Source organism: Enterobacter cloacae complex sp. P6RS (genome assembly GCF_014982245.1).
Lineage (GTDB): Bacteria > Pseudomonadota > Gammaproteobacteria > Enterobacterales > Enterobacteriaceae > Enterobacter > Enterobacter bugandensis.
In genome coordinates this window covers 1-26,303 of sequence record NZ_JADCLB010000017.1, presented here as the reverse complement: position 1 = coordinate 26,303, position 26,303 = coordinate 1, and the positions used below count along the sequence as shown (strand labels likewise).

Annotated in this window: 23 protein-coding genes, 1 tRNA gene and 1 pseudogene; 11 read left to right on the top strand and 14 right to left on the bottom strand. The window is 57.2% G+C overall.

The genetic code is table 11. The features are described from left to right. Positions 1 to 64: 64 nt before the first annotated feature. The 5 genes from mnmH to ppiB all read right to left on the bottom strand — a co-directional run bounded on the left by mnmH (position 65) and on the right by ppiB (position 4,133). Positions 65 to 1,135, bottom strand: a complete 1,071-nt coding sequence (gene mnmH / locus INF73_RS10275; protein ID WP_193541251.1) for a tRNA 2-selenouridine(34) synthase MnmH — start codon at positions 1,133 to 1,135, stop codon at positions 65 to 67. 84 nt (positions 1,136 to 1,219) lie between these two features. Next, entirely contained in the window at positions 1,220 to 2,287 is a 1,068-nt protein-coding gene (purK, locus tag INF73_RS10270; protein ID WP_028012218.1) for a 5-(carboxyamino)imidazole ribonucleotide synthase, read from the bottom strand. After that, on the bottom strand, positions 2,284 to 2,793 hold the full coding sequence (purE, locus tag INF73_RS10265) for a 5-(carboxyamino)imidazole ribonucleotide mutase (protein WP_006809824.1): 510 nt from the start codon (positions 2,791 to 2,793) through the stop codon (positions 2,284 to 2,286). Before purE ends, purK begins: the two co-directional genes overlap by 4 nt. Before the next feature lie 119 nt (positions 2,794 to 2,912). Beyond that, positions 2,913 to 3,635: a UDP-2,3-diacylglucosamine diphosphatase gene (gene lpxH, locus INF73_RS10260; protein ID WP_193541253.1), complete on the bottom strand. Its 723-nt coding sequence runs from the start codon at positions 3,633 to 3,635 to the stop codon at positions 2,913 to 2,915. A gap of 3 nt (positions 3,636 to 3,638) precedes the next feature. Then, entirely contained in the window at positions 3,639 to 4,133 is a 495-nt protein-coding gene (gene ppiB / locus INF73_RS10255) for a peptidylprolyl isomerase B (protein ID WP_000256009.1), read from the bottom strand. Between the two features lie 175 nt (positions 4,134 to 4,308). Here ppiB and cysS point away from each other — a divergent pair, with 175 nt between their 5' ends. Then, on the top strand, positions 4,309 to 5,694 hold the full coding sequence (cysS, locus tag INF73_RS10250) for a cysteine--tRNA ligase (protein WP_193541254.1): 1,386 nt from the start codon (positions 4,309 to 4,311) through the stop codon (positions 5,692 to 5,694). Positions 5,695 to 5,736: 42 nt separating this feature from the next. On the opposite strand, the gene INF73_RS10245 is transcribed toward cysS, so the two are convergent. From INF73_RS10245 to folD, 5 genes are all read right to left on the bottom strand, one after another. Then, on the bottom strand, positions 5,737 to 6,258 hold the full coding sequence (locus INF73_RS10245; RefSeq protein WP_028012221.1) for a metal-dependent hydrolase: 522 nt from the start codon (positions 6,256 to 6,258) through the stop codon (positions 5,737 to 5,739). 73 nt (positions 6,259 to 6,331) lie between these two features. Then, positions 6,332 to 7,348, bottom strand: coding sequence for a Mal regulon transcriptional regulator MalI (malI, locus tag INF73_RS10240; RefSeq protein ID WP_028012222.1), 1,017 nt, complete (start codon positions 7,346 to 7,348; stop codon positions 6,332 to 6,334). 83 nt (positions 7,349 to 7,431) lie between these two features. Next, a complete protein-coding gene (locus INF73_RS10235; RefSeq protein ID WP_028012223.1) occupies positions 7,432 to 8,931 on the bottom strand; it encodes a PTS transporter subunit EIIC in 1,500 nt (499 codons plus the stop codon). Positions 8,932 to 9,162: 231 nt separating this feature from the next. After that, positions 9,163 to 9,375: a ribosome-associated protein YbcJ gene (gene ybcJ / locus INF73_RS10230; protein ID WP_045356450.1), complete on the bottom strand. Its 213-nt coding sequence runs from the start codon at positions 9,373 to 9,375 to the stop codon at positions 9,163 to 9,165. Between the two features lies 1 nt (position 9,376). Then, positions 9,377 to 10,243: a bifunctional methylenetetrahydrofolate dehydrogenase/methenyltetrahydrofolate cyclohydrolase FolD gene (folD, locus tag INF73_RS10225; protein ID WP_028012225.1), complete on the bottom strand. Its 867-nt coding sequence runs from the start codon at positions 10,241 to 10,243 to the stop codon at positions 9,377 to 9,379. A gap of 310 nt (positions 10,244 to 10,553) precedes the next feature. Here folD and fimA point away from each other — a divergent pair, with 310 nt between their 5' ends. The 6 genes from fimA (at position 10,554) to sfmF (ending at position 16,565) form a co-directional block, all read left to right on the top strand. After that, the gene (gene fimA, locus INF73_RS10220) at positions 10,554 to 11,117 is read left to right on the top strand and encodes a type 1 fimbrial major subunit FimA (protein WP_028012226.1); all 564 of its coding nucleotides are present in this window, start codon (positions 10,554 to 10,556) and stop codon (positions 11,115 to 11,117) included. A 68-nt stretch (positions 11,118 to 11,185) separates the two neighbouring features. Then, positions 11,186 to 11,731 carry a type 1 fimbrial protein subunit FimI gene (gene fimI, locus INF73_RS10215; RefSeq protein ID WP_028012227.1) on the top strand — a complete coding sequence of 182 codons (546 nt, stop codon included), beginning with the start codon at positions 11,186 to 11,188 and terminating at the stop codon, positions 11,729 to 11,731. A gap of 34 nt (positions 11,732 to 11,765) precedes the next feature. Continuing rightward, positions 11,766 to 12,458, top strand: coding sequence for a type 1 fimbria chaperone FimC (gene fimC, locus INF73_RS10210; RefSeq protein WP_028012228.1), 693 nt, complete (start codon positions 11,766 to 11,768; stop codon positions 12,456 to 12,458). Between the two features lie 14 nt (positions 12,459 to 12,472). After that, complete coding sequence (locus INF73_RS10205; RefSeq protein WP_041911034.1) at positions 12,473 to 15,034, top strand: fimbrial biogenesis usher protein; 2,562 nt, start codon at positions 12,473 to 12,475, stop codon at positions 15,032 to 15,034. Beyond that, positions 15,027 to 16,034, top strand: coding sequence for a type 1 fimbria D-mannose specific adhesin FimH (fimH, locus tag INF73_RS22050; protein ID WP_193541256.1), 1,008 nt, complete (start codon positions 15,027 to 15,029; stop codon positions 16,032 to 16,034). The genes INF73_RS10205 and fimH overlap by 8 nt, the downstream gene beginning before the upstream one ends. A 9-nt stretch (positions 16,035 to 16,043) precedes the next feature. Continuing rightward, entirely contained in the window at positions 16,044 to 16,565 is a 522-nt protein-coding gene (sfmF, locus tag INF73_RS22045) for a fimbria assembly protein (RefSeq protein WP_193541258.1), read from the top strand. A 51-nt stretch (positions 16,566 to 16,616) separates the two neighbouring features. On the opposite strand, the gene fimZ is transcribed toward sfmF, so the two are convergent. The 3 genes from fimZ to INF73_RS10185 form a co-directional block, all read right to left on the bottom strand. Further along, positions 16,617 to 17,249, bottom strand: coding sequence for a fimbria biosynthesis transcriptional regulator FimZ (gene fimZ, locus INF73_RS10195; RefSeq protein WP_028012232.1), 633 nt, complete (start codon positions 17,247 to 17,249; stop codon positions 16,617 to 16,619). A gap of 811 nt (positions 17,250 to 18,060) precedes the next feature. Beyond that, positions 18,061 to 18,777, bottom strand: a complete 717-nt coding sequence (locus INF73_RS10190; protein ID WP_193541260.1) for a response regulator transcription factor — start codon at positions 18,775 to 18,777, stop codon at positions 18,061 to 18,063. Positions 18,778 to 18,801: 24 nt separating this feature from the next. Next, entirely contained in the window at positions 18,802 to 19,500 is a 699-nt protein-coding gene (locus INF73_RS10185) for an EAL domain-containing protein (protein ID WP_193541262.1), read from the bottom strand. A gap of 278 nt (positions 19,501 to 19,778) precedes the next feature. On the opposite strand from INF73_RS10185, the gene INF73_RS10180 reads away from it, so the two are divergent. Further along, positions 19,779 to 19,855, top strand: a tRNA-Arg gene (locus INF73_RS10180). A gap of 14 nt (positions 19,856 to 19,869) precedes the next feature. Here INF73_RS10180 and INF73_RS22040 read toward each other — a convergent pair. Then, positions 19,870 to 19,988, bottom strand: a pseudogene (locus INF73_RS22040) (hypothetical protein); the annotation flags it as partial. A gap of 154 nt (positions 19,989 to 20,142) precedes the next feature. Here INF73_RS22040 and INF73_RS10175 point away from each other — a divergent pair. The 3 genes from INF73_RS10175 (at position 20,143) to pheP (ending at position 25,918) form a co-directional block, all read left to right on the top strand. Then, entirely contained in the window at positions 20,143 to 22,326 is a 2,184-nt protein-coding gene (locus INF73_RS10175; protein ID WP_193541264.1) for a TonB-dependent siderophore receptor, read from the top strand. 127 nt (positions 22,327 to 22,453) lie between these two features. Next, the gene (locus INF73_RS10170) at positions 22,454 to 24,427 is read left to right on the top strand and encodes a PhoX family phosphatase (RefSeq protein ID WP_193541266.1); all 1,974 of its coding nucleotides are present in this window, start codon (positions 22,454 to 22,456) and stop codon (positions 24,425 to 24,427) included. A gap of 102 nt (positions 24,428 to 24,529) precedes the next feature. Then, complete coding sequence (pheP, locus tag INF73_RS10165; protein ID WP_126300321.1) at positions 24,530 to 25,918, top strand: phenylalanine transporter; 1,389 nt, start codon at positions 24,530 to 24,532, stop codon at positions 25,916 to 25,918. The last annotated feature ends 385 nt before the right edge of the window (positions 25,919 to 26,303 follow it).

Here is a 26,303-nt window from a genome sequence, read left to right as displayed (position 1 = left end):
CGCTTACCGGGGCTACAAGAGTACGCGTAGGCCGGGTAAGGCGCAGCCGCCACTCGGCTTTTTTTCAGCGTTCAAGCCACTCGGCAACGTCTTCAAACGTCCCGCGATAGACAATCTTCTCCGCTTTCTTCTCCAGCTGATAGCCGTACATCGGGTCGTAATAGTCCTTCAGCAGCGGTACAAGCCAGCTGAAGTGCGCGTCAGTGCTGCCCGTTCGCTGTTGTTCGGCAAGTGCCGCGTCCAGCAGCGCCGTAAATTCCGCAAAACGCTGTAGCCCAAGCCGGCGGCGAATGGCAAACAGGCCGTGGTGCAGGTACTCGCTGTACTCCTTCCAGCCCGCCTCCTCACCGTACGCGGCAGAAAAATCCGCCCACATGTGGTCAAAATACTCTTCGCGCAGGCGCTCAAGTCGGGTTTCAAACGGGTCTTCGACGACAACGATAGGGGCGTCAACCATGCGGTCGCGCAGGCACTCCGGCAGGTGGTTGGAGCCAATCATCCGGCCCTCGTCCTCCAGCACCCAGCGCGCGGCGTCTTTTTTCAAGAGCTCAACCGCAAGGTGATTCTCAAAGCTCGCCTGGGAAAGCTGCGGCGTAAGCGTGCGGCCAAACGACGAGCCGCGATGGTGCGCCAGCCCTTCCAGATCGATGCCCTGCGCGTGCTGCTTCACCAGCAGCGTTTTACCGTTGCCGGTACAGCCGCCAATAAGCACCATCGGCTTTTGCGACTGCTCAATGGTGACCTGAATCGCCGTCTGGCGCAGGGCCTTATAGCCGCCGCGGATCAGCGGGTAGTCGATGCCAGCCTCTTTCAGCCAGGCCTGGGAGATATGCGAGCGCTGACCGCCGCGCGCGCAGCAGAGATAGCCCTCGGGGTGCGCAAGGCTGGCTTCGCGCCAGGCGTTAATGCGCGCCTCCCGCGTCTCGCCGCTCACCAGGCTATGGCCGAGCGCCAGCGCGGCGTCGGGTCCCTGGCGCTTATAGCAGGTACCGACGGCGGCACGCTCGTCGTCGTTCATTAAGGGCAGGTTGAGTGCGGCGGGCATCGCACCCTGGGCAAATTCGATCGGCGCGCGAACGTCGATTAAAGGGGTATCAGACGCGAGGATCGCGCGATAGTCCGTTCCATCGTTCATGGTGATTCCAGAAGAAAACTCAGCAGCAATGGGCGGGGATTGTACGCCGGGGAAGGGGAAGGTCAACTCCCCGGCGCAGATGTCTTACTTGAGCTTTGACTGTGCCCAGACAATTCCGCTCGCGTATTCTGGCGGCAGGAGAGGAACGATCGCCTCCAGGGTGGCGCTAAGGCGGTCGGTATCGCTGTCGTTCAGGTTGAGATGACCCACTTTACGACCCGCGCGAACCTCTTTGTCATACCAGTGCAGATGCACCAGCGGCAGCTTCAGCCAGTCGTAGTTCAGATCGGTCCCGATCAGGTTGATCATCACCGACGGGCTGTTAACGACGGGCTGTGGCAGCGGCAGGTCGGTGATGGCGCGCAGGTGCAGTTCGAACTGGCTGATGGAGGCGCCGTTTTGCGTCCAGTGGCCGCTGTTGTGCACGCGCGGCGCCAGCTCGTTGATCAGCAGGCCCGACGGCGTGACGAAGCACTCCATCGCCATCACGCCCACGTAGCCCAGCTCGTGCATGATGGCAGAAAGCATCTCTTCCGCCTGCGCCTGCTGGTCGGCATTGGCGTGCGGGAAGGCGACGCTGGTGCGCAGAATGCCGTCCTGATGCAGGTTATGCGTCAGCGGGTAAAACACCGTGCGGCCATCGTGCCCGCGGGCGCCTACCAGCGACACTTCGCCGCTGAAGTTGATGCCCTGCTCAACGATGCACTCGCCGTAGCAGTCGTCCGGCAGCTCGGCGGTGTCGCCTGCGCGCAGGCGCCACTGGCCGCGGCCGTCGTAGCCACCCACGCGGCGCTTCACAATCGCCAGCTCGCCCAGCATGGCGAAGACGTCGTTCCACTCGCTTTTATCAGACAGGAGCTGCCACGGGGCGGTTGCGAGGCCCAGCTTGTCGAACAGCTGCTTCTGCGTCAGACGGTCGGCGATGATCGGGAACACGTCGCGGTTCACGAAGGCGTTATGGCGCGCCAGCTCGCGGGTCAGGGCGGTTTCCGGCCAGCGTTCAATTTCGGCGGTGATCACGCTCTGATGGAACGGCACCGCTTCCGGCTCGGCATCCAGCCCGACGGGCCAGACGGCAATCCCCAACGGTTCGCCAGCCTGACGCAGCATGCGGCCCAGCTGGCCGTTGCCGAGGACGCAAACCTGCTTCATGCCGCACCCCGCGGGTCCGGGTTATCCAGCACCTCGTCGGTCTGGGCTTTACGCCACTCCGCCAGGCGCTGGTGTAAATCTTTGTCGTGCGTTGCAAGAATTTGCGCGGCCAGCAGGGCAGCGTTCGCCGCGCCCGCTTTGCCAATTGCCAGCGTGCCGACAGGAATACCGCGCGGCATCTGGACGATGGAGTAGAGGCTATCGACACCGCTTAACGCGGCGCTTTGTACCGGGACGCCCAGAACCGGCACCAGCGTTTTGGCGGCAATCATGCCCGGCAGATGTGCTGCGCCGCCCGCACCGGCAATAATCACCTCATACCCGTTCTCTTCAGCGCTTTCGGCGAAGCTGAACAGTTTGTCCGGCGTACGGTGTGCGGAGACCACTTCAACGTGGTGCGGAACATTCAGGATTTCAAAGATTTCGGCGGCGAACTGCATGGTAGCCCAGTCGCTTTTGGACCCCATCACGATGGCGACACGCGCCGGATTATTGCGGGAAGACATGCGTCTTAAAACTCCTGTGGTGCGAAACACACTGCTTTCGAGGGCACAGAGAATAGCATGTTATACGGGCAAGGAAAACGGTTGCGTGGCTGAGAAACAAGCGAAACGACGAGAAAACGTTAAAACGGAAAAGCGATCAGTTCGACACCTTCCGGGGTGACTTTGACCATCGAACCCTCAGTGTGCCATGCGCCCAATACCACGCGATGGGCCGGTTCACCGTTGGCGCTCAGAGAATGCACGTCAGGGCGATGGGTATGACCGTGGATCAGCCACTGAACGCCATGCTTTTCCATCACGCTCACCACAGCTTGCGGGTTGACGTCCATGATCGTCAGGGATTTGCTGCTGTTAGCGGCTTTGCTGCCCGCACGCATTCTGGCGGCGATGCGGTTGCGGATAAACAGCGGCAGGGCAAGGAACACCTTCTGGATCCACGGGGTGTGGACCTTAGCGCGAAACGCCAGGTAGCCGGTATCGTCGGTGCAGAGCGTGTCGCCGTGCATGATCAGTACCTTGCGGCCATAGAGATCGAGCACCTGCTCTTCCGGCAGCAGCGTCATACCGCTTTCGCGGGCGTAGCGCTTGCCGAGCAGGAAATCACGGTTGCCGTGAATGAAGTAGCAGGGGACGCCGGAATCTACCAGCGTTTTAATGGCGGCAGCTATTTCACGGTGCAGCGGGTTAGGATCGTCGTCGCCAATCCAGGCTTCAAACAGATCGCCCAGGATGTACAGCGCGTCGGCGCTTTTCGCTTCACCGCGTAAAAAACGCAGAAAACCGGCGGTTATCGCCGGTTCTTCTGTTTGCAGATGCAGATCCGCAATAAAGAGTGTCGCCACGAATTACTCGCTGACGGTCACGCTTGTAATCACAACGTCTTCTTTAGGAACGTCCTGGTGCATGCCGCTGCGGCCGGTAGAGACGGCTTTGATCTTATCGACCACGTCCATACCTTCAACCACTTCTGCGAACACGCAGTAGCCCCAGCCCTGCAGGCTTTCGCCGGAGAAGTTCAGGAAGTCGTTGTCCGCTACGTTGATGAAGAACTGCGCGGTGGCAGAGTGTGGCGCCTGAGTACGGGCCATTGCCAGCGTACCGCGGGTGTTTTTCAGGCCGTTGTTCGCTTCGTTTTTGATCGCCTCTTTGGTCTCTTTCTGGCGCATGCCAGGCTCGAAACCGCCGCCCTGGATCATAAAGCCGTTGATCACGCGGTGGAAAATAGTGTTGTTGTAGAAACCTTCGCGGCAGTAGTCCAGGAAGTTTTTAACTGTTTCAGGCGCTTTGTCATCAAAGGTCTTGATTACGATATCGCCATGATTAGTGTGGAAAGTAACCATTTTTGCATCCTGTTCCGTTATTGTGGTACGTCGACCCGCCTTCGGGTCATATATAGGGGCTTGTTATAGCATAACCACAGGACGCGATCACCTTGCATTGTGTGCTGATCCTATTCCGAATTATGGGTATTATAGGGAACAAACAACTCACACACGTGTTTACATGGAATCTTCGATGTTAAAAATCTTTAATACAATGACGCGCCAGAAAGAGGAATTTAAACCTATCCATGCCGGGGAAGTCGGCATGTACGTGTGTGGTATTACGGTTTACGATCTCTGTCATATCGGCCATGGCCGTACCTTTGTTGCGTTCGACGTGGTCTCTCGCTACCTGCGCTTCCTGGGCTATAACCTGAAGTACGTGCGTAACATTACCGACATCGACGACAAAATCATCAAGCGCGCTAATGAAAACGGCGAAAGCTTTGTTGCGCTGGTGGATCGCATGATTGTTGAGATGCACAAAGATTTTGACGCCCTCAATATTCTGCGTCCGGACAGCGAGCCGCGTGCGACCCACCATATCCACGAAATTATCGAGATCACCGAAAAGCTGATCGAACGCGGTCACGCCTATGTGGCGGACAACGGCGACGTGATGTTCTCCGTGCCGACGGATCCAACCTACGGTGCGCTTTCCCGCCAGGATCTGGACCAGCTTCAGGCCGGCGCGCGCGTGGACGTGGTTGACGTGAAGCGTAACCCGATTGACTTCGTGCTGTGGAAAATGTCCAAAGAGGGTGAACCAAGCTGGCCTTCCCCGTGGGGCGAAGGCCGTCCGGGCTGGCACATTGAATGTTCAGCGATGAACTGCAAGCAGCTGGGCAAACACTTCGACATTCACGGCGGCGGTTCGGATCTGATGTTCCCGCACCACGAAAACGAAATCGCGCAGTCCACCTGCGCCCACGGCGGCGAGTACGTTAACTACTGGATGCACTCCGGGATGGTGATGGTTGACCGCGAGAAGATGTCGAAATCGCTGGGCAACTTCTTCACCGTGCGCGACGTGCTGAAGTATTACGACGCGGAAACCGTGCGCTACTTCCTGATGTCTGGCCACTATCGTAGCCAGCTGAACTACAGCGAAGAGAACCTGAAGCAGGCGCGCTCGGCGCTGGAGCGTCTGTACACCGCGCTGCGCGGCACCGACAAATCTGTGCCTGCGGCGGGCGGCGAAGCGTTCGAAGCGCGCTTCGTTGAGGTGATGAACGATGACTTCAACACCCCGGAAGCCTACTCCGTACTGTTCGACATGGCGCGCGAAGTGAACCGCCTGAAGTCAGAGGACATGGCAGCGGCGAATGCGCTGGCATCTCATCTGCGTAAGCTCTCTTCCGTGCTCGGCCTGCTGGAGCAGGAGCCGGACGCGTTCCTGCAGAGCGGCGCGCAGGCGGACGACGGTGAAGTGGCGGAGATTGAAGCGCTGATCAAGGCGCGTCTGGAAGCGCGTCAGGCCAAAGACTGGGCGGCGGCGGATGCGGCGCGTAACCGTCTGACCGAGATGGGCATCATTCTGGAAGACGGCCCGCAGGGGACGACCTGGCGTCGTAAGTAAGTCTGTAACGCCCGGTGGCGCTAACGCTTACCGGGCCTACTTTTACCTTCTTTTCCACCACAACATCCCCATCAGCACCACCCCCGGCAGCCACACCCACAGCAGTTCCGAGATAATGACCTCATGCCCGTACGGCGTGGCGTAGCGCGACAGCGCAAACGGCGCGACCTTAATCACCTGCCACGGCGCAAAGAAGCGCTCGTCTGACCACGGCCACAGCCAGCCTACGCCTTTTCCGCCGGTGGTAACGGAATCCAGCAGGCTGTGCGACAGCAGTGAAACGGTTAAGAACAGCCAGCAGCGCGTCAGGCTGGCCCGGAACCATCGTCGGCCAATCAGCACGCAGAGTATCGGTACCGCAAAGGCAAACAGCAGCGAATGGGTAAAGCCGCGGTGGCCGAAAATATTCCCGTAGGCGACGCCGAATTTGAACGCCAGCACGTCGGCGTCCGGCAGCATGGCGAGCACGATCCCGGCAAACAGCAGGCGGGGAGGGATGACTTTCGTTCCCAGACCTAAGCCCAGGCAAAGGGGAACAGCAGCGTGAGTGATAACGGTAGGCATTGCAATTATCCATGGCAAATCACAGCAATATAGCAGCGAATTCGCTGCAGCAAACCTGTGTCAAATTCTGATTTTACGCCGACTCGCGGGCGATAAGCTGCCCGGACAGCGTTATGCGCTGGGTTTGCAGATCCGGCTCCTTCAGCTTGCGGATAATCAGCCCCGCCGCCTGTCGTCCTGTTTCATCGCTGGCCGAAGAGACGTAGGTGAAGGAAGGGGAGGTGAGGTTGACGTGGAGCATATCTTCAAAACCGATCAGCGCCACCTGCTGGGTCAGGAACACGTCTTTCCCCACGGTGCGGCCCACCTGATGAATGCCGGAAATGGAGCCGATCATCGCATCCGGGGAGTGGCAAAGCAGGGCGGTGATGGAGCTGTTTTTCTCCAGAAGCTGGCGCGTTGCCATCGCGGCGGCCTGAGTGTCGTCGCTGCAGGCCGGTGAATAATCATCGCGCCAGACCAACCCGTTTTGCGTCATCGCGCTGCGAAAGCCGAGCAGGCGCTGCTCGCGGATAAGACAGCCCTCGCGCCCGCCAATGTAGGCGATCGTGCGGTGTCCGCGTTCGATAAGATAGCGTGCGGCCAGGTTCGCCGCCTGGCGATTATCGCGCATGACCAGATTGCATTTTTCGTCCAGCAGAGACTGCGAGACCGCCACCAGCGGCAGCGGGCACTGGCGGATCTGCTCCGGTAAAGCGGCGTTACGGGTGTCAGATGCCAGATAAATAACGCCCGCGACGCCCTGCTGCTTAAACGACAGCAGGGTCCGTTCCAGATGTTCCTGGTCGTTCAGCGGCTGGCCGAGAAACACCATATAACCCTGCTTCTCCAGCTCCTGAACGATGCTCGCCATCACCTTGATGGAAAAGCTGTCGCTGAAGTCGCGCAGGATCAGGCCGATAAGATTGGAGGTGTTGGCGCGGAGATTGGCAGCGGCAACGTTATGAACATAGCCCAGCGTCGTGATGGCGGCATTGACCTTCTCGATCGTCGCCTCTGAGATTTTCCCTTTCTGACGTAGCACCAGCGACACGGTAGAGACCGAGACGCCCGCGTGCTTTGCGACATCAATGATGCTGACTTTCTTCAAAACCGCTCCCTGAAATTTACCGATTATCAGCCGGATAAGACACGTCTCCCAGCGTACAGGAGACGTGTCGTCCAGGCATCTTATTATTTGCCGATCATGGTGGACATGGTCTGGGCGATAAACTGTGCTCTGGCACCGAAAATCACCTGGATCCCGTTGTCGCCGACGAAGACCACGCCGCGTGCGCCAAGCCCGTTCAGTCCGTCCCTGTCCACCGCATCGCTCTTCGCCACTTCCAGACGCAGGCGGGTGATGCAGGAGCCGACGGAGTCAATGTTCTGCGCGCCGCCCAGCAGGCCGATGATTTCGGTGGCAAGTTCGGAATCGGACTTGTCATTCGCGCTGGCGGTCACCTCCGTACGGCCCGGCGTTTTCACGTCGAAACGACGGATCACGAAGCGGAACGTGAAGTAGTAGATCAGCGCCATCGGAATGCCGATGATAATGGCACTCAGGAAGTTGGTCTGATAGCCGTTAAACGACGGCAGGATCCCGAACGACAGGTAGTCGATAAAGCCCGCCGAGAACGATTTGGCGATATGCGCGTGCAGCAGGTACATGGTCATGTACGCCAGGCCCGCCATGATGGCGTTGAAGACGTACAGAATCGGCGCCACGAAGATAAAGGTGAACTCTACCGGCTCGGTGATCCCCGTCAGGAAGCAGGTGAGGGCAGCGGAGAAGAGAATACCGGCCGCGATTTTCTTATTCTTCGTATGCGCTTCGTGGTACATCGCCAGGCATGCAGCAGGCAGCGCGAACAGCATCAGCGGGAACTCGCCCTGCATGAACTTACCGGCGTTCTGGTAGGTGTCGCTGCTGAAGGATTTCACCCCCTCTTCGAGCATCTTGAACCAGATGGTCTGGTCGCCGTGGATCACCTGGCCCGCCTGGGTGGTGTAATCCCCGAACGAATACCAGAAGGACGGATACCAGATGTGGTGCAGGCCGAGCGGGATCAGCGCGCGCTCCACCAGCCCGAAGATAAAGGTCGATGCCGCCTGGTTATCACCGTTTACGATCACGGAGAGCGCATCGATACCGGCCTGAATATGCTGCCAGACGTACGGTAGCAGCAGCCCCATCAGGAAAGAGAGGAACGCCGTGGCGATCGCCACAAAGCGCTTCCCGGAGAAGAAGCCGAGGAACTCCGGCAGCTGCATGGTGTGGAAGCGGTTGTAGCACCAGGCTGCGAGAATGCCGCAGATAAGCCCGCCGAAGACGCCCATCTGCAGCGTCGGGATGCCGACCACCATGGCATATTTTCCGCCTTGTGAGGCCATTTCCGGCGTGATGCTTAATACGGTACTGATGGTGATGTTAGTGACAAACACCGACACCGCCGCGGACAGCGCCGCGATACCGGATTCCGACGCCAGACCGACAGCAGAGCCGATGGCAAACAGCATCGGCAGGTTATCAAAGATAACCCCGCCGGCGTTCATCATCAGCGGCAGGTGGAACTTATCGCCGAAGGCCAGCAGCAGGCCCGCAGCGGGAAGCAGTGAAATTGGCAGCATCAAGGCGCGACCAATCATCGATAACTTAGACAGCGATTTAACAAACCCTGATATCAGACTCATGCTGATTTCCCCCGAGTAGCGCTTTTTTAGCGCTGTTATTGTAAGTAGAACGTTTTAGTAGAACGTTCTACTTATCGTGGAGAAAGTCTGAAAAACGTGCAACATAATTTCCACGTTTCACCCAGAGGGAATCGTGATTATTTGAAGTTGATCGATAATTAACCGTGATGGATGTGGGGGGATTTTTGATCCCCTCTCCCATTTGGGGAGAGGGTTAGGGTGAGGGGAGACTCAGGCCGTCACGGTCACGCTCTGCCCTTCAAAGCTCACGGTCTGGCCGGCGACAATCTTGCAGCGCTTGCGGGTTTCCACCACGCCGTCGACTAAAACCCGCCCGTCGGCGATAACGATTTTTGCCTGCGCGCCGCTTTCGCTCCAGCCTTCCAGCTTGAGCAGATCGCACAGCTCAACGTGTGGGTGTTTGCCTAATGAAAATGTGGCCATCTTATGCTTCCTCTACATCGTGGTACTCTTCGCATGCCTGCAAAGTATTCTGAATCAGCGTTGCTACAGTCATCGGGCCAACGCCGCCCGGCACTGGCGTAATGTAAGAGGCGCGAGCCGCCGCATCTTCGTACACCACGTCGCCGACCACTTTGCCGTTTTCCAGACGGTTAATCCCGACGTCCACGACAATCGCGCCCTCTTTGATCCACTCGCCCGGAATAAAGCCCGGCTTGCCGACCGCGACGATCAGCAGATCGGCGTTTTCAACGTGGTGACGCAGGTTTTTGGTAAAGCGGTGGGTCACGGTGGTAGTGCAGCCGGCCAGCAGCAGCTCCATGCTCATCGGACGGCCCACGATGTTGGACGCGCCGATGACCACGGCGTTCAGGCCGTAGGTGTCGATATTATAACGCTCCAGCAGCGTCACGATGCCGCGCGGGGTGCACGGGCGCAGACGCGGCGCGCGCTGGCACAGGCGGCCCACGTTGTACGGATGGAAACCGTCGACGTCTTTATCCGGTGCGATACGCTCCAGCACCTTCACGTTGTCGATGCCCGCAGGCAGCGGCAGCTGAACCAGAATGCCGTCGATCTCTTTATCGGCATTCAGGGTGTCAATAAGTTCCAGCAGTTCCGCTTCGCTGGTGGTTTCCGGCAAATCGTAAGAGCGGGAGACGAACCCCACCTCTTCACACGCTTTGCGTTTGCTGCCGACATAAATCTGCGATGCCGGGTTGCTGCCAACCAGCACAACGGCCAGCCCGGGAGCGCGCTTTCCGGCGGCTTTACGCGCCTTCACTTTTTCCGCGACCTCAGAGCGCACCTGCTGCGCAATCGTTTTACCGTCAATAATCTTTGCTGCCATCAGAGAGAAGATTCCGTCTGTAACGTTTGAAAGGGGGGATTGCCTGTATTTTGTCAGAAGCGAGCGCCGCTGTCAGTCACCCTTTACGAGTTTTCATCCGCGAGGCGCAAAAACCCTTCTTAAGTGATGGTCAATTTCTTAGGCGGGATTAGGATGTGACCTGGCGAAATGGCAGTGTTTTGACATATTTAAAAATTACATCCTGAGCTACTTAGTCTCCTCCGAAATAAGTTTTCAATTACGCAATTGAACGTATTTCTTATTCCCGATTTTTCGCGGGAAGGGTTATTTACATTTTAAAGGAATAGACATGAAACTCAGCAACATTGCTTCTTCTGTTATTGCAACACTGGCCCTGGTCGCGGGTGCCGCTAATGCAGCCGATCCCGTTACGCCGGTTACCGTAAATGGCGGTACCGTGCATTTTAAAGGTGAACTGGTTAATGCTGCTTGTTCAGTAAATACCGATTCTTCCGAGCAGACGGTTAATCTCGGTCAGTATCGTACCGCGAAATTCACCAAAGTGGGCGACACCACCTCTAATATTCCGTTCAACATTGAACTGAATGATTGCGATCCGCTGGTTGCGAAAACCGCTGCCGTTGCTTTCACCGGCCAGATCGACGCGACCGACAAAACCCTGCTGGCCGTGACGTCCGGTAACAACGACAACACCGCGAAAGGCGTGGGTATCGAGATCCTCGACAGCAAATCCAGCGTGCTGACCCCGGACGGTGCCACCTTCTCTGCCGCGAAAGACCTGATTAAAGGGACTAACACCCTGCAATTCACCGCGCGCTACAAATCAACGGCTGCAACCACCGAGCCAGGCCAGGCGAACGCTGACGCCACCTTCGTAATGAAATACGAATAATACCCTCGCACAGGGATGTTCAGGCCTCAGGGACGAGGCCCGTCATACGCTACTGCCAGGAACGAAGGATGACAAGGACTGGAACACTACTGCTGTTAACCCTTGCGATGGCCTGCCCGGCATCGGCGCATACCGTGGTGATCGAAGGCGGCAAGGTGCATCTTCGGGGGGAGCTGGTAAACGGCGGCTGCGCCGTGGCGCCCGACAGCCAGAATATGCGCATCGACATGGGGCAGTACCGAACCAATTCATTTTCCGGTGTGGGCAGCTTTTCAACGGTTAATGTGCCGTTCACCGTGCGGCTGCTGGACTGCAGCGTGGATGTCTCCCGCATCGTGGGGATCCAGTTTCAGGGCGTGACGCCCGCGGAAGATCCGCAGGTTTTTCTGGCGACATCGCGGCCAGGTGAAACACCTGTCAGCAGCGGCGTGGGGCTGGCGCTTTTCGATGAGCAGCAGCGTCAGATTATCCCGAATGCGACGGCCGTCAGCTGGTTGCCCGTGAATACCAGCGAGCTCGCATTTCATTTTAGCGCCCGCTATCGCGCTATTTCCGAACACCTCGTGCCAGGCAATATTCAGTCGGACGTCTGGTTTACGTTGATTTATCCATAACACCTGCGAACACATTATTAAAGGTACGGTTTTGATGAATATGCTAATTAAACCAGGACTGCTTTTATCGTTTATTTTAATGATGGTTTCTGCTTGCGCGAATGCTTCCGGCGGTATTGCGCTGGGGGCCACGCGCGTTATTTATCCGGCGGATGCGAAGCAAACGTCGCTGGCGATCACCAACAGCAATAAACAAGAACGCTACTTAATTAACGCGTGGATCGAAAATGCCAGCGGGCAAAAGGAAAAAACCTTTGCCGTCACGCCGCCGCTGTTTGTTAGCGAGCCGGACAGCGAAAACACGCTGCGTATTATTTACGCCGGGCCCGCGCTGCCCGCCGATCGTGAATCGCTCTTTTACATGAACGTGAAGGCGATCCCGTCAGTGAACAAAGCGAAAACAGAAAACAATAACGTGCTGCAGCTGGCGATCCTTTCGCGCATCAAGCTGTTTGTGCGCCCGAATAACCTGGCGATGCAGCCGGATGAGGCGCTTTCCCAGCTGCGCTTTGAGCGCGTGGGGAACCATCTCAAAGTCAGCAACGCCTCGCCGTATTACATCACTCTGGTCAACCTGAAGCTGGGCGGTCAGACGCTGGAAAACCTGATGGTCGCGCCGAAAAACTCGGCTCAGCAGGTGCTGCCCGCCGGGGCCGGCGGTACGCTCTCCTGGCAGAGCGTGAATGACTACGGCGCCATTACACCGGCGCGCAGCGTCAACCTGTGAGCAGAGTCAGGGCGATGAAAAACCACCAGGGACGTTACTGCCCGGTTGCACTGGCGCTGATGGCCGCGCTCTGGCCGCAGGCCGGCTGGAGCGAAAGCTACTTCAACCCGGCCTTCTTATCCGACGACACCGCCAGCGTGGCGGATTTGTCGCGTTTTGAACAGGGGCACCAGCAGGCACCCGGCATCTATCGCGTGGATATCTGGCGTAACGATGAGTTTATCGGCACCCAGGACGTGCGTTTTGAACAGGCCGAGAACACGCCGCCGGTGGCGGGCGGCCTGTCGCCGTGCATTACGCGCGCGATGCTCGATCGCTTTGGCGTCAACGTTGCCGCATTTCCCGAGCTGGCGAAGGTGCAGGGTGAAACGTGCGTTCCATTGACCACGGCCATTCCCGGCAGCGAAACGGTATTTAACTTTGCTTCACAGCGCCTGAACGTCAGCCTGCCGCAGGTGGCAATGCAAAACAGCGCGCGCGGCTATATTCCGCCTGAACAGTGGGATGAAGGCATTCCCGCCGCGCTGGTGAACTACAGCTTTACGGGCAACCGGGGAAGCGAAGACGACAGCTATTACCTGAACCTGCAAAGCGGGCTGAACTATGGTGCCTGGCGTTTACGCAACAACGGCGCATGGCGCTACACGCAAAATAACGGGAAGCGGCGCAGCGAGTGGCAGAATATTGGCACCTGGGCGCAGCGCACCGTTATCCCACTGAAAAGTGAGCTGGTGCTGGGCGACAGCAACACCGGGAATGACGTTTTCGACAGCGTCGGTTTTCGCGGCGGGCGGCTCTATTCGTCTGACAGCATGTACCCCGACAGCCTGCAGGGTTATGCGCCGACCGTGCGCGGTATTGCCCGTACGCCTGCCAAAGTGGTGGTTCGCCAGAACGGCTACGTTATCTATCAAAGCTACGTCCAGCCCGGCGCGTTCGCCATTACCGATCTTAACCCGACCTCCTCCAGCGGTGACCTTGACGTCACGGTGGAAGAGAAAGACGGCAGCCAGCAGCGCTACACCGTGCCGTACTCCACCGTGCCGCTCCTGCAGCGTGAAGGGCGCTGGAAATATGACCTCGTGGCGGGGGATTACCGCAGCGGTAACAGCGACCAGGATACACCGTTCTTCGCCCAGGGCACCCTGATTACCGGCCTTGCTAACGGCTTTACGCTCTATGGCGGCACCCAGCTGGCGTCACGCTATACCGCAGTGGCCGTCGGTGCCGGGAAAAACCTCGGTGACTGGGGCGCAGTCTCAGTCGATATCACCCACGCCCGCAGCCAGCTCGCGGACGACAGCAAACATGAAGGTCAGTCCCTGCGTTTTCTGTATGCAAAATCGCTGAACGGGTTTGGCACCAACTTCCAGCTGCTGGGCTACCGCTACTCAACGAAGGGGTTTTACACCCTGGACGACGTGGCCTGGCGCTCAATGGAGGGCTACCAGTATGCCGATAGCCAGGACGATAACGATGTGCCGGACGTGCAGAGCTATCACAACCTGACGTGGAATAAAAAAGGCCGCTTCCAGCTCAATATTTCCCAGTCGCTGGGGGATTACGGCTCGGTCTATATCTCCGGGAGCGAGCAAACCTACTGGGGGACGGACGAAACAAACCTCTGGTATCAGCTGGGCTACGCGGGGGGCGTGAAGGGGATCAACTACTCCCTGTCATGGTCGTGGAACAAATCCGTCGGGATCGACGGTACCGACCGGATCGCGTCGTTTAACGTCTCCGTGCCGTTTAGCCTCTTTACCCGCCAGGGCTATCGCCGGGACAGCGCGATCGATCGCGCCTATGCCACCGCATCCGCCAGCCGAAACAGCGATGGCGACACGAGCTGGCAAACCGGCGTCAGCGGCACGCTGCTTGAGGACCGCAACCTGAACTACAGCGTGACCCAGGGACACGCCAGCACCAACGGCTCAAGCGGAAGCGCCAGCGCCAACTGGCAGGCAACCTACGGCACGCTGGGCGTGGGCTACAACTATTCCCGCGATCAGCACGATCTCAACTGGCAGCTCTCCGGCGGGGTGGTTGGCCATTCAGACGGCGTGACCTTCAGCCAGCCGCTGGGCGATACCAACGTGCTGATTAAGGCGCCGGGGGCATCAGGCGTCAGCGTGGAAAACCAGACCGGCGTGAAGACGGACTGGCGAGGCTACGCGGTCATGCCGTATGCCACCGTCTACCGCTACAACCGCGTGGCGCTGGATACCAATACCATGAGCAACAACACCGACATCGAAAACAACGTGAGCAGCGTGGTGCCGACCAAAGGCGCGCTGGTCCGCGCCAGCTTTGATACCCGCATTGGCGTGCGCGCCCTGCTGACGGTAACGCGCGGCAACCAGCCGGTGCCGTTCGGCGCAGTGGTGCGCGAAACCCAGAGCGGCGTGACCAGCATGGTGGGGGATGACGGGCAAATTTACCTGAGTGGGCTGCCGCTGGAAGGCGAACTGCTGGTCCAGTGGGGTAACGGGGCGCAGTCCCAGTGCCGTGCGCCTTACAGCTTGCCTGAAAAGAGCCTGCAACAGGCGATCACACTTAAGGGGATCCGCTGTGATTAAAATCCATATCTTTGCCTTGTCGCTTCTGGCACTCCTGCCCGCGACAAACGCGTTAGCCACCGTGTGCGTCAATGAAAAGGGCGTGCCGACGGAGGTGCATTACGACCTGACGGATAAATTCAACAGCTCGAATAACCAGGTTGGGCAGGTTGTCACCCTCAGCGAGAAATCGCAGTGGGTGGGGGTCAACGCCGTCTGCCCGAAGGGCACCGTCGGGAATACCACCAAGCGCAGCTACGTGACGGATTACCCGATCACCGGGACCAGCGATGGCTATCAGTATCTGAAGCTTAAAGACTATCTGGACGGGGCGATGAAGATCACGGACAGCTATGCTGGCGCGTTTTATCCACCCAAAAGCTATATCCAGATGGGGAGCCATCCGAATGTTTCAAAAAACAAACCGTTTGGCGTGCAGGATTCCAGCCTTATTTTCCGTCTTAAGGTGACCCGACGCTTTATCAATATGGTGGTGATCCCGCGTGCCACCATGTTCCGCGTTTACGTCACTACCACCTCCTCCGATCCGTTGACCACCCCGGTCTACACCATCAGCTACAGCGGAACCATTCAGGTGCCGCAGAGCTGCGCCATCAACGCCGGCAATGTGGTTGAATTTGATTTCGGCGACATTGGCGCCTCCCTGTTCAGCAAGGCGGGCGTGGGTAACAAGCCGGAGGGCGTCTCATCGCAAAGCAAAACCATCGCGATTAAATGCACCAACGTGGAGGCAAACGCCATGCTGACGATGCGCGTCGAGGCTGAAAAGGTCTCCAATAATGTGGTGGTGTCGGATAACCCGGATGTGGGGTTTATCATTGCCAACGAGAGCGGTGCGCCGCTCACGCCTAACAACCTGACGAGCAAAATTCCGTTCCGCCTGGACGACAGCGCGCAGGCGCAGGTGGGGATCCGGGTCTGGCCGGTGAGCGTGACGGGCAACAAGCCAGCGGAAGGGCGCTTTACCTCGCGCGGATATTTGCGTGTGGATTACGACTAAGGAGCAGACATGCGAAACGGGATCCGTTTTATCACCGTGGCGCTCTTTGCGCTTTGCACCCAGGCTCAGGCGGAAACCGCATTGGGCGAAATTAATATTCGGCTCTACGGCAATATCGTCGATTTCACCTGCGTGGCAGAGGGTAACGATAGCGACAAAACGGTCACGCTGGGCACCTGGCCCACGAAGCAGCTCAACACCACGGGGAGCCGCACGCAGCCTATGCCCTTCACGCTGAAGCTGACCGGCTGTCCGCCCGGGGCGGCGTCCATAACGTTCTCGGGTAAGGCTGACGGGAGCAATAGCGGGTTGCTGGCGCTGAATGATGCCAGTACAGCGAGCCACGTCGCCGTCGAGATCAGGGATGCGGATAAAACGCGTCTGGCGCTTCAGCAGGCCAGCCAGCCGGTCACGGTTGATGCACTGGGGAATGCGACCCTGTCATTTTATGCCAATTATATTGCCACGGCCGATAACCCTCAGCCCGGACGGGCTGATGCGGATGCTACCTTCATGATTAATTATAATTAGCACTGACCGCACTCCCTGCAGCTCGGATAAACTGCAGGGAGTGAATTCAGGTTATAGCAGCTCGTGCGCTTTGGCGTAATCTATTAATTCCACGATGCTTTGTACGCCAAGCTTGGAATAAATATTGGATTTGTGCGCACTGATGGTCTTATTGCTCAACAGTAACTGTTCAGCAATCTCCTTATTGGATAATCCATTCGCCAGATAACGTAATACCGTGACCTCGCGATTCGATAATGGCATATCCGCTGCCATCCCTTTTCCCGAACCCATATGGTTTATAAAATTCAGCGTTTCCGACGGGAAAAAAGAATAGCCCATCAGAATCATCTCTACGGCGTTGTAGATCTCACCCAAATCTTTTCGTTTACTGACGAAGCCGTTGGCCCCGGCGCGAATCGCACGACCCGCGTAAAATAACTCTGATTTAGAGGAGAGGAACAGAATCTTAATGTCTTTGTTTAAGTTTCTGATTCTCTTCAGTAAAGCGAAGGCGTCTGTGCCCGTAAGTTCGATGTCAAGGATCACCAAATCGATAGGATGATTGCGAATACAGTCAAGAACTTCATGGCTATCGCCAGACTTAAGCTTGACTGTGATATTTTTATTTTTCTGTAGCAGGACCTCTATCGACATTCTGACGATAGGATGTTCGTCCATAATGATAACGGATGCCGGTTTCATTTTTAATGCCTCAGATTGTTAAAAGCGTTATGCAGAGTTTGTAAAACTCTCGAAATGCCGGAAGGATATAAAGTGCAGATCCCTATACCGTAGTATTTCCCTGGAAAGAGCGAAAGCATCCTTGTTTACGTAATGAAAAGAACAGTGCCTCAGCGCGGTCATCTCATTTGGCTGGTGTTGGCAAAAAGATTTTTCTTATTCAGATTTGGTACGCATCTTATTATACAGAGTAAGTTTTTTCCGAAAACCCTGTAAATTAGTCTCCGCTTATTGGGTTGTATTATCTTCTGGATCTTAATGGCTATGTTTTTAAATTTAGCGGAAATATCCTGTTATCCCATTTACCGCATCTTTTCATCTTTATGTAATAACAAAAAATAACAGATGTCTCTTTATGTTGCGTAATTGTTAATAAAAAAGACCGCCGATTCGGCGGGCGACCCAGGGTCAAAGAGGCGAAAAAGTGCCCTCGCAAGGTGTCAAACCTTCATCTGAAAGTGCTTAAGGCGCATCAACGTCACGCCATCATCGCGCAGGAGAACATGCTATCCACTTTGCTTTCCGCTCCTGGAGAGTGAAGCGAAGCTGCTTGTTTTTACATCATTATCATCTTATTAACGCCTTCTGCATTCACTTAACGGATGGAGGAAAGTGCTGCCTTTAGTTCATTCTGTGATATTTCACATGGTTCCGAACCATAAATTAGGAATAGTTATAAAATCGAATGCATTGTTAAAATTTAACCATTTCATAACACGCGTGGTAAGTAAATTCCTAAAGCGCTTTAGGAAATAAGAAGTTAGTGCGTAGGTTAAAACGTGCAGTCAGAGAGGTTATTAAGAAGGTGTAACAATTCCTGGCGATGGCTCAGCCCCAGCTTAAGCAGGATGCAGCTGAGACGATAGATAATGCGGCTATAGGGGCGATTCTGCAGAAGAGCAATCTGACGCAGCGTCTTACCGCGGGCAAGCTCCTGCAAAATGGGCCATTCATTGCGGGAAAACCAGTCTTTATCGGACCCCTGCGGCGGGCGGGCATCCATCAGGCAGTGTTGAAGCCCTGCCGCGTTCATCTGACGTTCCAGCACGTGAAAAGGCCCCGCCGCTTTGCAGAAGAGGCGGGTATCATAATTATCTGCCCGGACCAGTAGCCACGGCGTCAGGAAGGGGGGATACAGGCTATGCCTTCTTAACTGATCCAGTTGATCAATCAGCCCGGTGGAACGGCTTTCTACATCCACCACCAGACGCGCTGAAGGCCATTGTGCCTGAGCACCGAGCGCATCATCCAGTGAGATATAGTCGCAACAGCTGCTCAGGGGAAACTGTCCATTGAGAAAACCGGTGCGCAGAAAATGATCCTCCGTGACCAGAATGATAAACGGAGCGTCGGTTTTTCGGGGCTGGCTGATGGACTGGCTCAAAAACTCGAGCCGGTCGAAAAAGGGGGGAGCAAAAGGTGAGCGCGTAAATCCCAGTGCATCACTTCCTGTACGCCGCCGCCGGTAACGGCGCACTGTCATTCGCATGGTCTCCCTCCTGGAAATGGCTCTTTAATCCTCCGGCCATGTCCAGGACGGCCAGTAATATCCCTGGCCGAGATCTGCGCCTGCCTGCAGTGCCCAGGTGCGATCGCGTTCAGTCTCAATACCTTCGATGAGCACGCTCCCGGCCAGCTGAAAGCAACGTGAAACCAGCTGCCTCAGCGCGGGTGTGGCGCGTAAACGCCAGAATGCGCCCTTATCAATTTTGATGCCGTTCAACGGTAATCGACAAAATAAAAACGGCTTAATGACCGTTTCGTCGATGTCATCCAGCCATATACTGTGCCCCTGTTCCCGGAGTTTCGACAGGTTTTGAATGACGCGCTGCTTCTGTGCGGCAGAGAACGCCAGAAAGGCAGAGAGCTCAACAATCTCGATATTCAGCGGCGTGTTTTTCAGATTGATGAGCCGCTGAAAAGACGCTGGCTCTGTCAGAACGGTTATCGGCAGATTAATAAAAAGGTTGTTACCGTGCGGCGTCTTTTTTAGTGCGGCAAGCTGCGCTTCAAGCAGCGTCATTGACCAGCCTGCCGACTGATGGCGGAAAAAATCCTCGCTGTGCTGCGTTTCGGACAGAATGCTAAGCACCTCCACGCCAACCTGACGCTGAGAGGTGAGGTCGACGACAGGCTCCAGTTTGATGCCGACGATGTCCTGAGAAATAAACTGTAACCGGGGGGGCGTATCGAACGGGTTTTGCGCTGTCACTCCATTGTCCTGTTGTCTGTCAGCCTCCAGGCGGCCGGGAAACCTCGCTCTAGTGTGACGAGCCGACGAGCAGGAAAACAGCAGGCGTTACTTAAATGCAACTAAGCCTTTTCGCAGCGCTAAATTTTACGCTGAAACAGCGAGAAATGTTGAGAAAATAGCCGTATTTACAATCGGCTAGCGGTAATTGCCCCCGAAAACGGAAAAGGCATTGACTCACCTGACATTGACCGTATAATTCTTCGCGTTTCACCACCGCGAAGTTCACTCTTCTCAGTGCGCCCTTAGCTCAGTTGGATAGAGCAACGGCCTTCTAAGCCGTAGGTCGTAGGTTCGAATCCTACAGGGCGTGCCATTTAGAAACAGGCACTACGCCAGTTTCAAACCAGCCTGATTTTCTCCCTGTGTCGTATTTGCGTCATGGTTGCCAAAATGGCCTCAATTTTCCGTGCGTGTGAGCTCAAAGGGTTCAGCGCAAGGTGAGCATCCCCTTTTATCACGCATTAATTTGAGCAGGATCCTGCAGAGATTTGCGCTTGCCAAAGCATAGATAATGCGTATAGTTCTCATTTGCATTGCAACCAATATATTCTAAGGCCCGTCCACGGGCTATTTTTGCGCGCACTTTCAAACGAGTTAACGATGAACAACACCAAAATGCACAAAACGCTGCTGGCGCTCGCCATTGGCGCGGTTACACATTCCGCCTGGGCGGCAGAGGATAAAAAAGAAGACACCATCGTTGTGCAGTCTGCACCTGCCGGCGACTTTAAACCCGGTGGCGACCAGCTGGTGCCGGCCTTCCTTGATGGGCAGGTGGCGAACGGCGGGCGAATGGGGATGCTCGGCCAGCAGAACGCCATGGACGTGCCGTTCAATATCATCAGCTACACCTCAAAACTGGTGGAAGATCAGCAGGCGAAAACCATTGCTGACGTGGTCGCCAACGACGCGGGCGTGCAGTTTGTGCAGGGTTACGGCAACAGCGCGGAAACCTTCCGCATTCGCGGCCTGAAGTTTGACGGCGACGACATGACCTTCGGCGGCCTCTCCGGCGTGCTGCCGCGCCAGGTGGTGGATGCCCAGATGGTTGACCGCATTGAGATCTTCAAAGGGGCAAACTCCCTGATGAACGGCGCGGCAAGCTCGGGCGTGGGCGGGATGATCAACCTTGAGCCAAAGCATGCCGGGGAAACGCCGCAGGCGAAAGTGGGCGTGGACTACACCTCGGATTCCCAGATTGGCACCACGCTGGATGCGGGCCGTCGCTTTGGCGATAACGACCAGTTCGGCGCGCGCGTGAACCTCGTGCATCGTGAAGGGGAAACCGGCGTACCGAACGATCGCCGCCGCACCACGCTGCTCTCCACCGGCCTGGACTACAAAGGCGACCGCTTCCGCACCTCGCTGGATCTGGGCTATCAGAAGAAAACCTTCCACGGCAGCCCGACCAGCGTCAACATCTCGGCGGTGGACTTCGTGCCTGAACCGCCGAAAAACGATCGTAACTTCTCGCAGAAGTGGGCCTACAGCGATATCGAAAACGAGTTCGGGATGTGGCGCAGCGAGTACGACATCACCGATAGCTGGACGGCCTATACCGGCCTGGGCGCGCAGCACGCGCACGAAGAGGGGATTTACAGCGCGCCGAAGCTGGTGGACAAGAGCGGTAACGCAACGGTCAGCCGTCTGGATACCAACCGCATCAGCGATTCCGTCAGCGGGATGGCGGGCATTCGCGGCAACTTCAACACCGGCTTCGTCTCGCACAAGGTCAACGTCGGGTACTCCGCAATGACCAAAAACGAAAAAATCGCGTGGAAAATGTCGGCGGCGAAGGATAACCCGACCACCAACATCTACCACAACACCGGCGTGGATATGCCGGACAGCACCAACTTCAACGGTTCCGGCGGTAAATACAGCGATCCGCTGACCAGCGGGCGCACCCGCACCCAGGGCTGGCTGCTGAGCGATACCCTGGGCGTGCTTGATGACAAGCTGCTGTTCACCGCAGGCGCGCGCCATCAGAAAGTGGTCGTTCGCGGGTATAACAAAATTACCGGCGCAGAGAACGACGCGGACGGCTTCGACGGCAGCCGCTGGATGCCAACCTACGGCGTGGTTTACAAACCGTGGGAAGAAATATCCCTCTACGCCAACCACACCGAAGCGCTGCAGCCGGGCAAAACCGCACCTAACACCGCCACCAACTACGGCCAGAGCACCGGCATCGTTCACTCTAAGCAGAACGAAGTGGGCGTGAAGGCGGACTTCGGGCGCGTGGGCGGCTCTCTGGCGCTGTTTGAGATTAAAATGCCCTCGGCGATCCTCGATGCTAACAATCACTACGGCCTGGATGCGGAGCAGCGTAACCGTGGCGTGGAGCTGAACGTCTTCGGCGAGCCGATGCTCGGGATGCGTCTGAACGCCAGCGCCACCTGGCTGCAGGCGGAGCTAACCAAAACCAAAAACGGCGTGAACCAGGGCAACGATGCGATCGGTATTCCGAACTTCTACGCCGTGCTGGGTGCGGAGTACGACATCAAGCCGGTTGACGGCCTGACAGCGACCGCGCGCGTGAACCACTCCGGCACGCAGTATGCCGACCTCGCGAACACCAAAAAGCTCGACAGCTACACCACGCTGGATCTGGGCATGCGCTATCGCTTCGCGGTAAACCACAACGCAAACCAGATGACCGTGCGCGCGGGCATCGACAACGTGACCAATGAGAACTACTGGGCCAGCGTGGACGATTCCGGTACCTACATCACTCAGGGCGAACCGCGTACCTTTAAGGTCTCGGTTGGCTACGAGTTCTAAGCGTTCCACCTCGTTATCCGGGGCACGGATGCCCCCATCCTTCCGTCATCATGTTATAAAATTGTAATAAAAGCTTCTTACACTGGTCGCCAACTCTTTACCTCTTGGCCAATGACAGGAAGCCGCTATGGGCAGACCCCTCAAATCCGTTTTTAAAAAAGAACATCGCGACGACATCGCTAACCGCAGCGCAAACCCGGTATTCTCCGAGGTGGCAGAGGTGTTCCTCTCCCGCCGCCGTTTTCTCCAGATGGGGGCCGTTGCGGGAGCCGCCGTATCATTCCCGTTTCTGATCAAACCTGAGATCGCCATTGCCGCGGTATCGAAGCCTTCCGCGCTGGCAAAAGCGGTTTCCCTGGGCTTTACCAGCATCGACGTCTCCACCGAAGATACGGTCAGGGTGCCGGAAGGCTATATTGCCCGCCCGTTCTATCGCTGGGGTGACCCGACGGGGATCAAAAACAACATGCCGGCCTTTAAGCCGGACGCCAGCAACACCACGGACGAACAGGCCGTGCAGGCGGGCATGCACCACGACGGCATGGCGTGGTTTAGCCTGCCGCAGGGGGAGCAAAACCCGGAGCATGGCCTGCTGGCGATGAACCATGAATACATCGACAACGGGATGCTGTTTACCGACGGTACGGCGAACTGGAGCCTCGACAAGGCCCGCAAGGGGCAGAACGCGATGGGCGTCTCGGTGGTGGAAGTGAAAAAAGCGGGCAGCGACTGGCAGGTGGTACGCCCGTCTTCATATGCCCGCCGCATCACCGTCAATACGCCGATGCAGCTTACCGGCCCGGCGCGGCATCAGGACTTAATGAAAACCGCCGCCGACCCGCAGGGGGAGCGCGTGCTGGGCACCATGCAAAACTGCGCCAACGGCCACACGCCGTGGGGCACCTATCTCACCTGCGAGGAAAACTGGTCGGATATTTTTGTCAAAAAAGCCGATCTCAATCCGCTGGAAAAACGCTACGGCATCAGCGACAGCGATGAATCCTACCGCTGGAACGAGGTGGACGAGCGGTTCAGCGTCGATAAAACTCCTAACGAACCCAACCGTTTCGGCTGGGTCGTGGAGATCGATCCCTACGACCCCACCTCCACACCGCGCAAGCACACCGCCCTGGGCCGCTTTAAGCATGAGGGGGCAGCCGTCACGCTCGCCGCCGATAACCGCGTGGTGGTCTACATGGGGGACGATCAGAAGTTTGAGTACATCTATAAGTTTGTCTCGGACAAAAAATACGATCCCGCGAACCGTGAAGCCAATATGCAGCTTCTGACTTCCGGCACGCTATACGTCGCCAGGTTCAACGAGGACGGTAGCGGCGACTGGCTGCCGCTGATCTTCGGGCAAAACGGCCTGGATAAGAGTAAAGGGTTTGAAAGCCAGGGGGATCTGCTGATTAAAACCCGCCTGGCAGCCGACGCGGTGGGGGCGACCAAAATGGATCGCCCCGAATGGATAGCCGTCGATCCGCACGCCAGCGGCAGCGTCTACTGTACGCTCACCAACAACAGCGATCGCGGGAAAGAGGGGAAAGCGCCGGTGGATGCCGCCAACCCGCGCGCCAACAACGTGTTTGGGCATATCATGCACTGGCACGAAGACGGCGCGGATCCTGCTGCCGCACGCTTTAAGTGGGATATTCTGGTCATGGCCGGACGCACCGACGGCGACGATCCGAAGGCCAAAGGCTCCATGCAGGGCGCGGCATTCGGCAGTCCGGACGGACTCTCTTTCGATCATCAGGGCGTCCTGTGGATCCAGACCGACGTCTCCTCCAGCACCATCAATAAGAAAGCGTACGAGGGAATGGGCAATAACCAGATGGTGGCGACCATTCCGGGCACCAACGAGTATCGCCGTTTCCTGACCGGGCCGCGCGGGTGTGAGATCACAGGCATTGCGTTTACGCCGGACAACCGCACGCTGTTTATCAACATTCAGCACCCAGGGGAGGGCGGGGATGATATTACCGACCCGGCCAATCCTCGCGCCGTCTCTAACTGGCCGGACGCCAGTCCGAACGGACGCCCGCGATCGTCCACGGTGGTGATCGTGAAAGCGGACGGCGGAATTATCGGGTCGTGACGTTTATCCGCCGGGCGCACGCGCTGGCCCGGCGTTAAGCTTGCTACCACCAGCATGAAGTGTTAAAACGTGCCCCTTCTAAAAAAGAGACAGGGGTAGGGCGTGAAAGACGCGTCATCCGCTTCAGGCCATGGTCGCGCTGAAGCCTCGTCGGATCAGAATCCGACGCTGCAACGTGGTTTGCAAAATCGACATATTCAGTTAATTGCCCTCGGCGGCGCAATCGGTACCGGGCTGTTTCTCGGCATCGGCCCCGCCATTCAGATGGCCGGCCCGGCGGTTCTGCTGGGTTACGCTATCGCCGGGATTATCGCCTTCCTGATCATGCGCCAGCTCGGCGAGATGGTCGTTGAAGAGCCGGTGTCAGGCTCCTTCGCGCACTTTGCCTATAAATACTGGGGCCCGTTCGCAGGCTTCCTCTCCGGCTGGAACTACTGGGTGATGTTTGTGCTGGTGGGGATGGCGGAGCTGACCGCCGCAGGCATCTACATGCAGTACTGGCTGCCGGACGTGCCCACGTGGATCTGGGCGGCGGCCTTCTTCATCATCATTAACGCCGTTAACCTCGTCAACGTGCGCCTGTATGGTGAAACCGAGTTCTGGTTTGCGCTGATCAAGGTGCTGGCAATTATCGGCATGATCGGCTTTGGCCTGTGGCTGCTGTTCTCCGGCCACGGCGGCGAGCGGGCCACTATCGACAACCTGTGGCAGCACGGCGGCTTCCTGGCGACCGGCTGGAAAGGGCTCATCCTCTCGCTGGCGGTGATTATGTTCTCCTTCGGCGGTCTGGAGCTGATTGGCATTACCGCGGCCGAAGCGCGCGATCCGCACAAAAGCATTCCGAAAGCGGTCAACCAGGTGGTGTACCGTATTCTGCTGTTCTATATCGGCTCGCTGGTAGTGCTGCTGGCGCTTTACCCGTGGGTGGAAGTGAAGTCCGACAGCAGCCCGTTCGTGATGATTTTCCACGATCTCAACAGCAACGTGGTCGCTTCGGCACTGAACTTTGTCATTCTGGTAGCCTCTTTGTCGGTGTACAACAGCGGGGTCTACTCCAACAGCCGTATGCTGTTTGGCCTCTCCGTACAGGGCAACGCGCCGAAGTTCCTCACCCGCGTCAGCCGCCGCGGCGTGCCGATCAATTCGCTGTTCCTTTCCGGCGCGATTACGTCTCTGGTAGTGCTAATCAACTACCTGCTGCCGAAACAGGCCTTCGGCCTGCTGATGGCGCTGGTTGTCGCCACGCTGCTGCTGAACTGGATCATGATCTGCCTGGCGCACCTGCGTTTCCGCGCGGCGATGCGCCGCAAGGGACGTGAGACGCAGTTCAAAGCGCTGCTCTATCCGGCGGGGAACTATCTCTGTATCGCGTTCCTGGCGTTGATTCTGGTGCTGATGTGCACCATGGATGAGATGCGACTTTCAGCAATGCTGCTGCCGGTATGGGTGGTGTTCCTGTTTATCGCGTTTAAGCTCTCACGCAAAAAGTAGCCCGTTTTTCGCCCTCTCCCTGTGGGCTGAGGGTTCCCCACAAATTAATGCGAGCACTGAACAATCCCCTCGCCCCTTTGGGGAGAGGGTTAGGGTGAGGGGAACATACGGCTGTGGTGGTCATTCCGTTCACTTTATGTTCCCTGCTACTCTGTAACGACATGACCGGTGAACGTGCCAGGGCGGCTCAATCGCCACCGCCCTGGCTACCCGGGCTCCCGGCGGTAAATCGCCGCTACGCGGTACCTTCGGCTAATTCCTTCCGGCTTATCGGGGACGGGCGGAGGTAACATCCCTGTAAAGCCCGCCCTCTCGGCGCATCCATGCGCCTCGCCCCGGCCTGCAGGAAACGCCTCAGCGATTTACAGCCGGCCCCTAGCGTCGG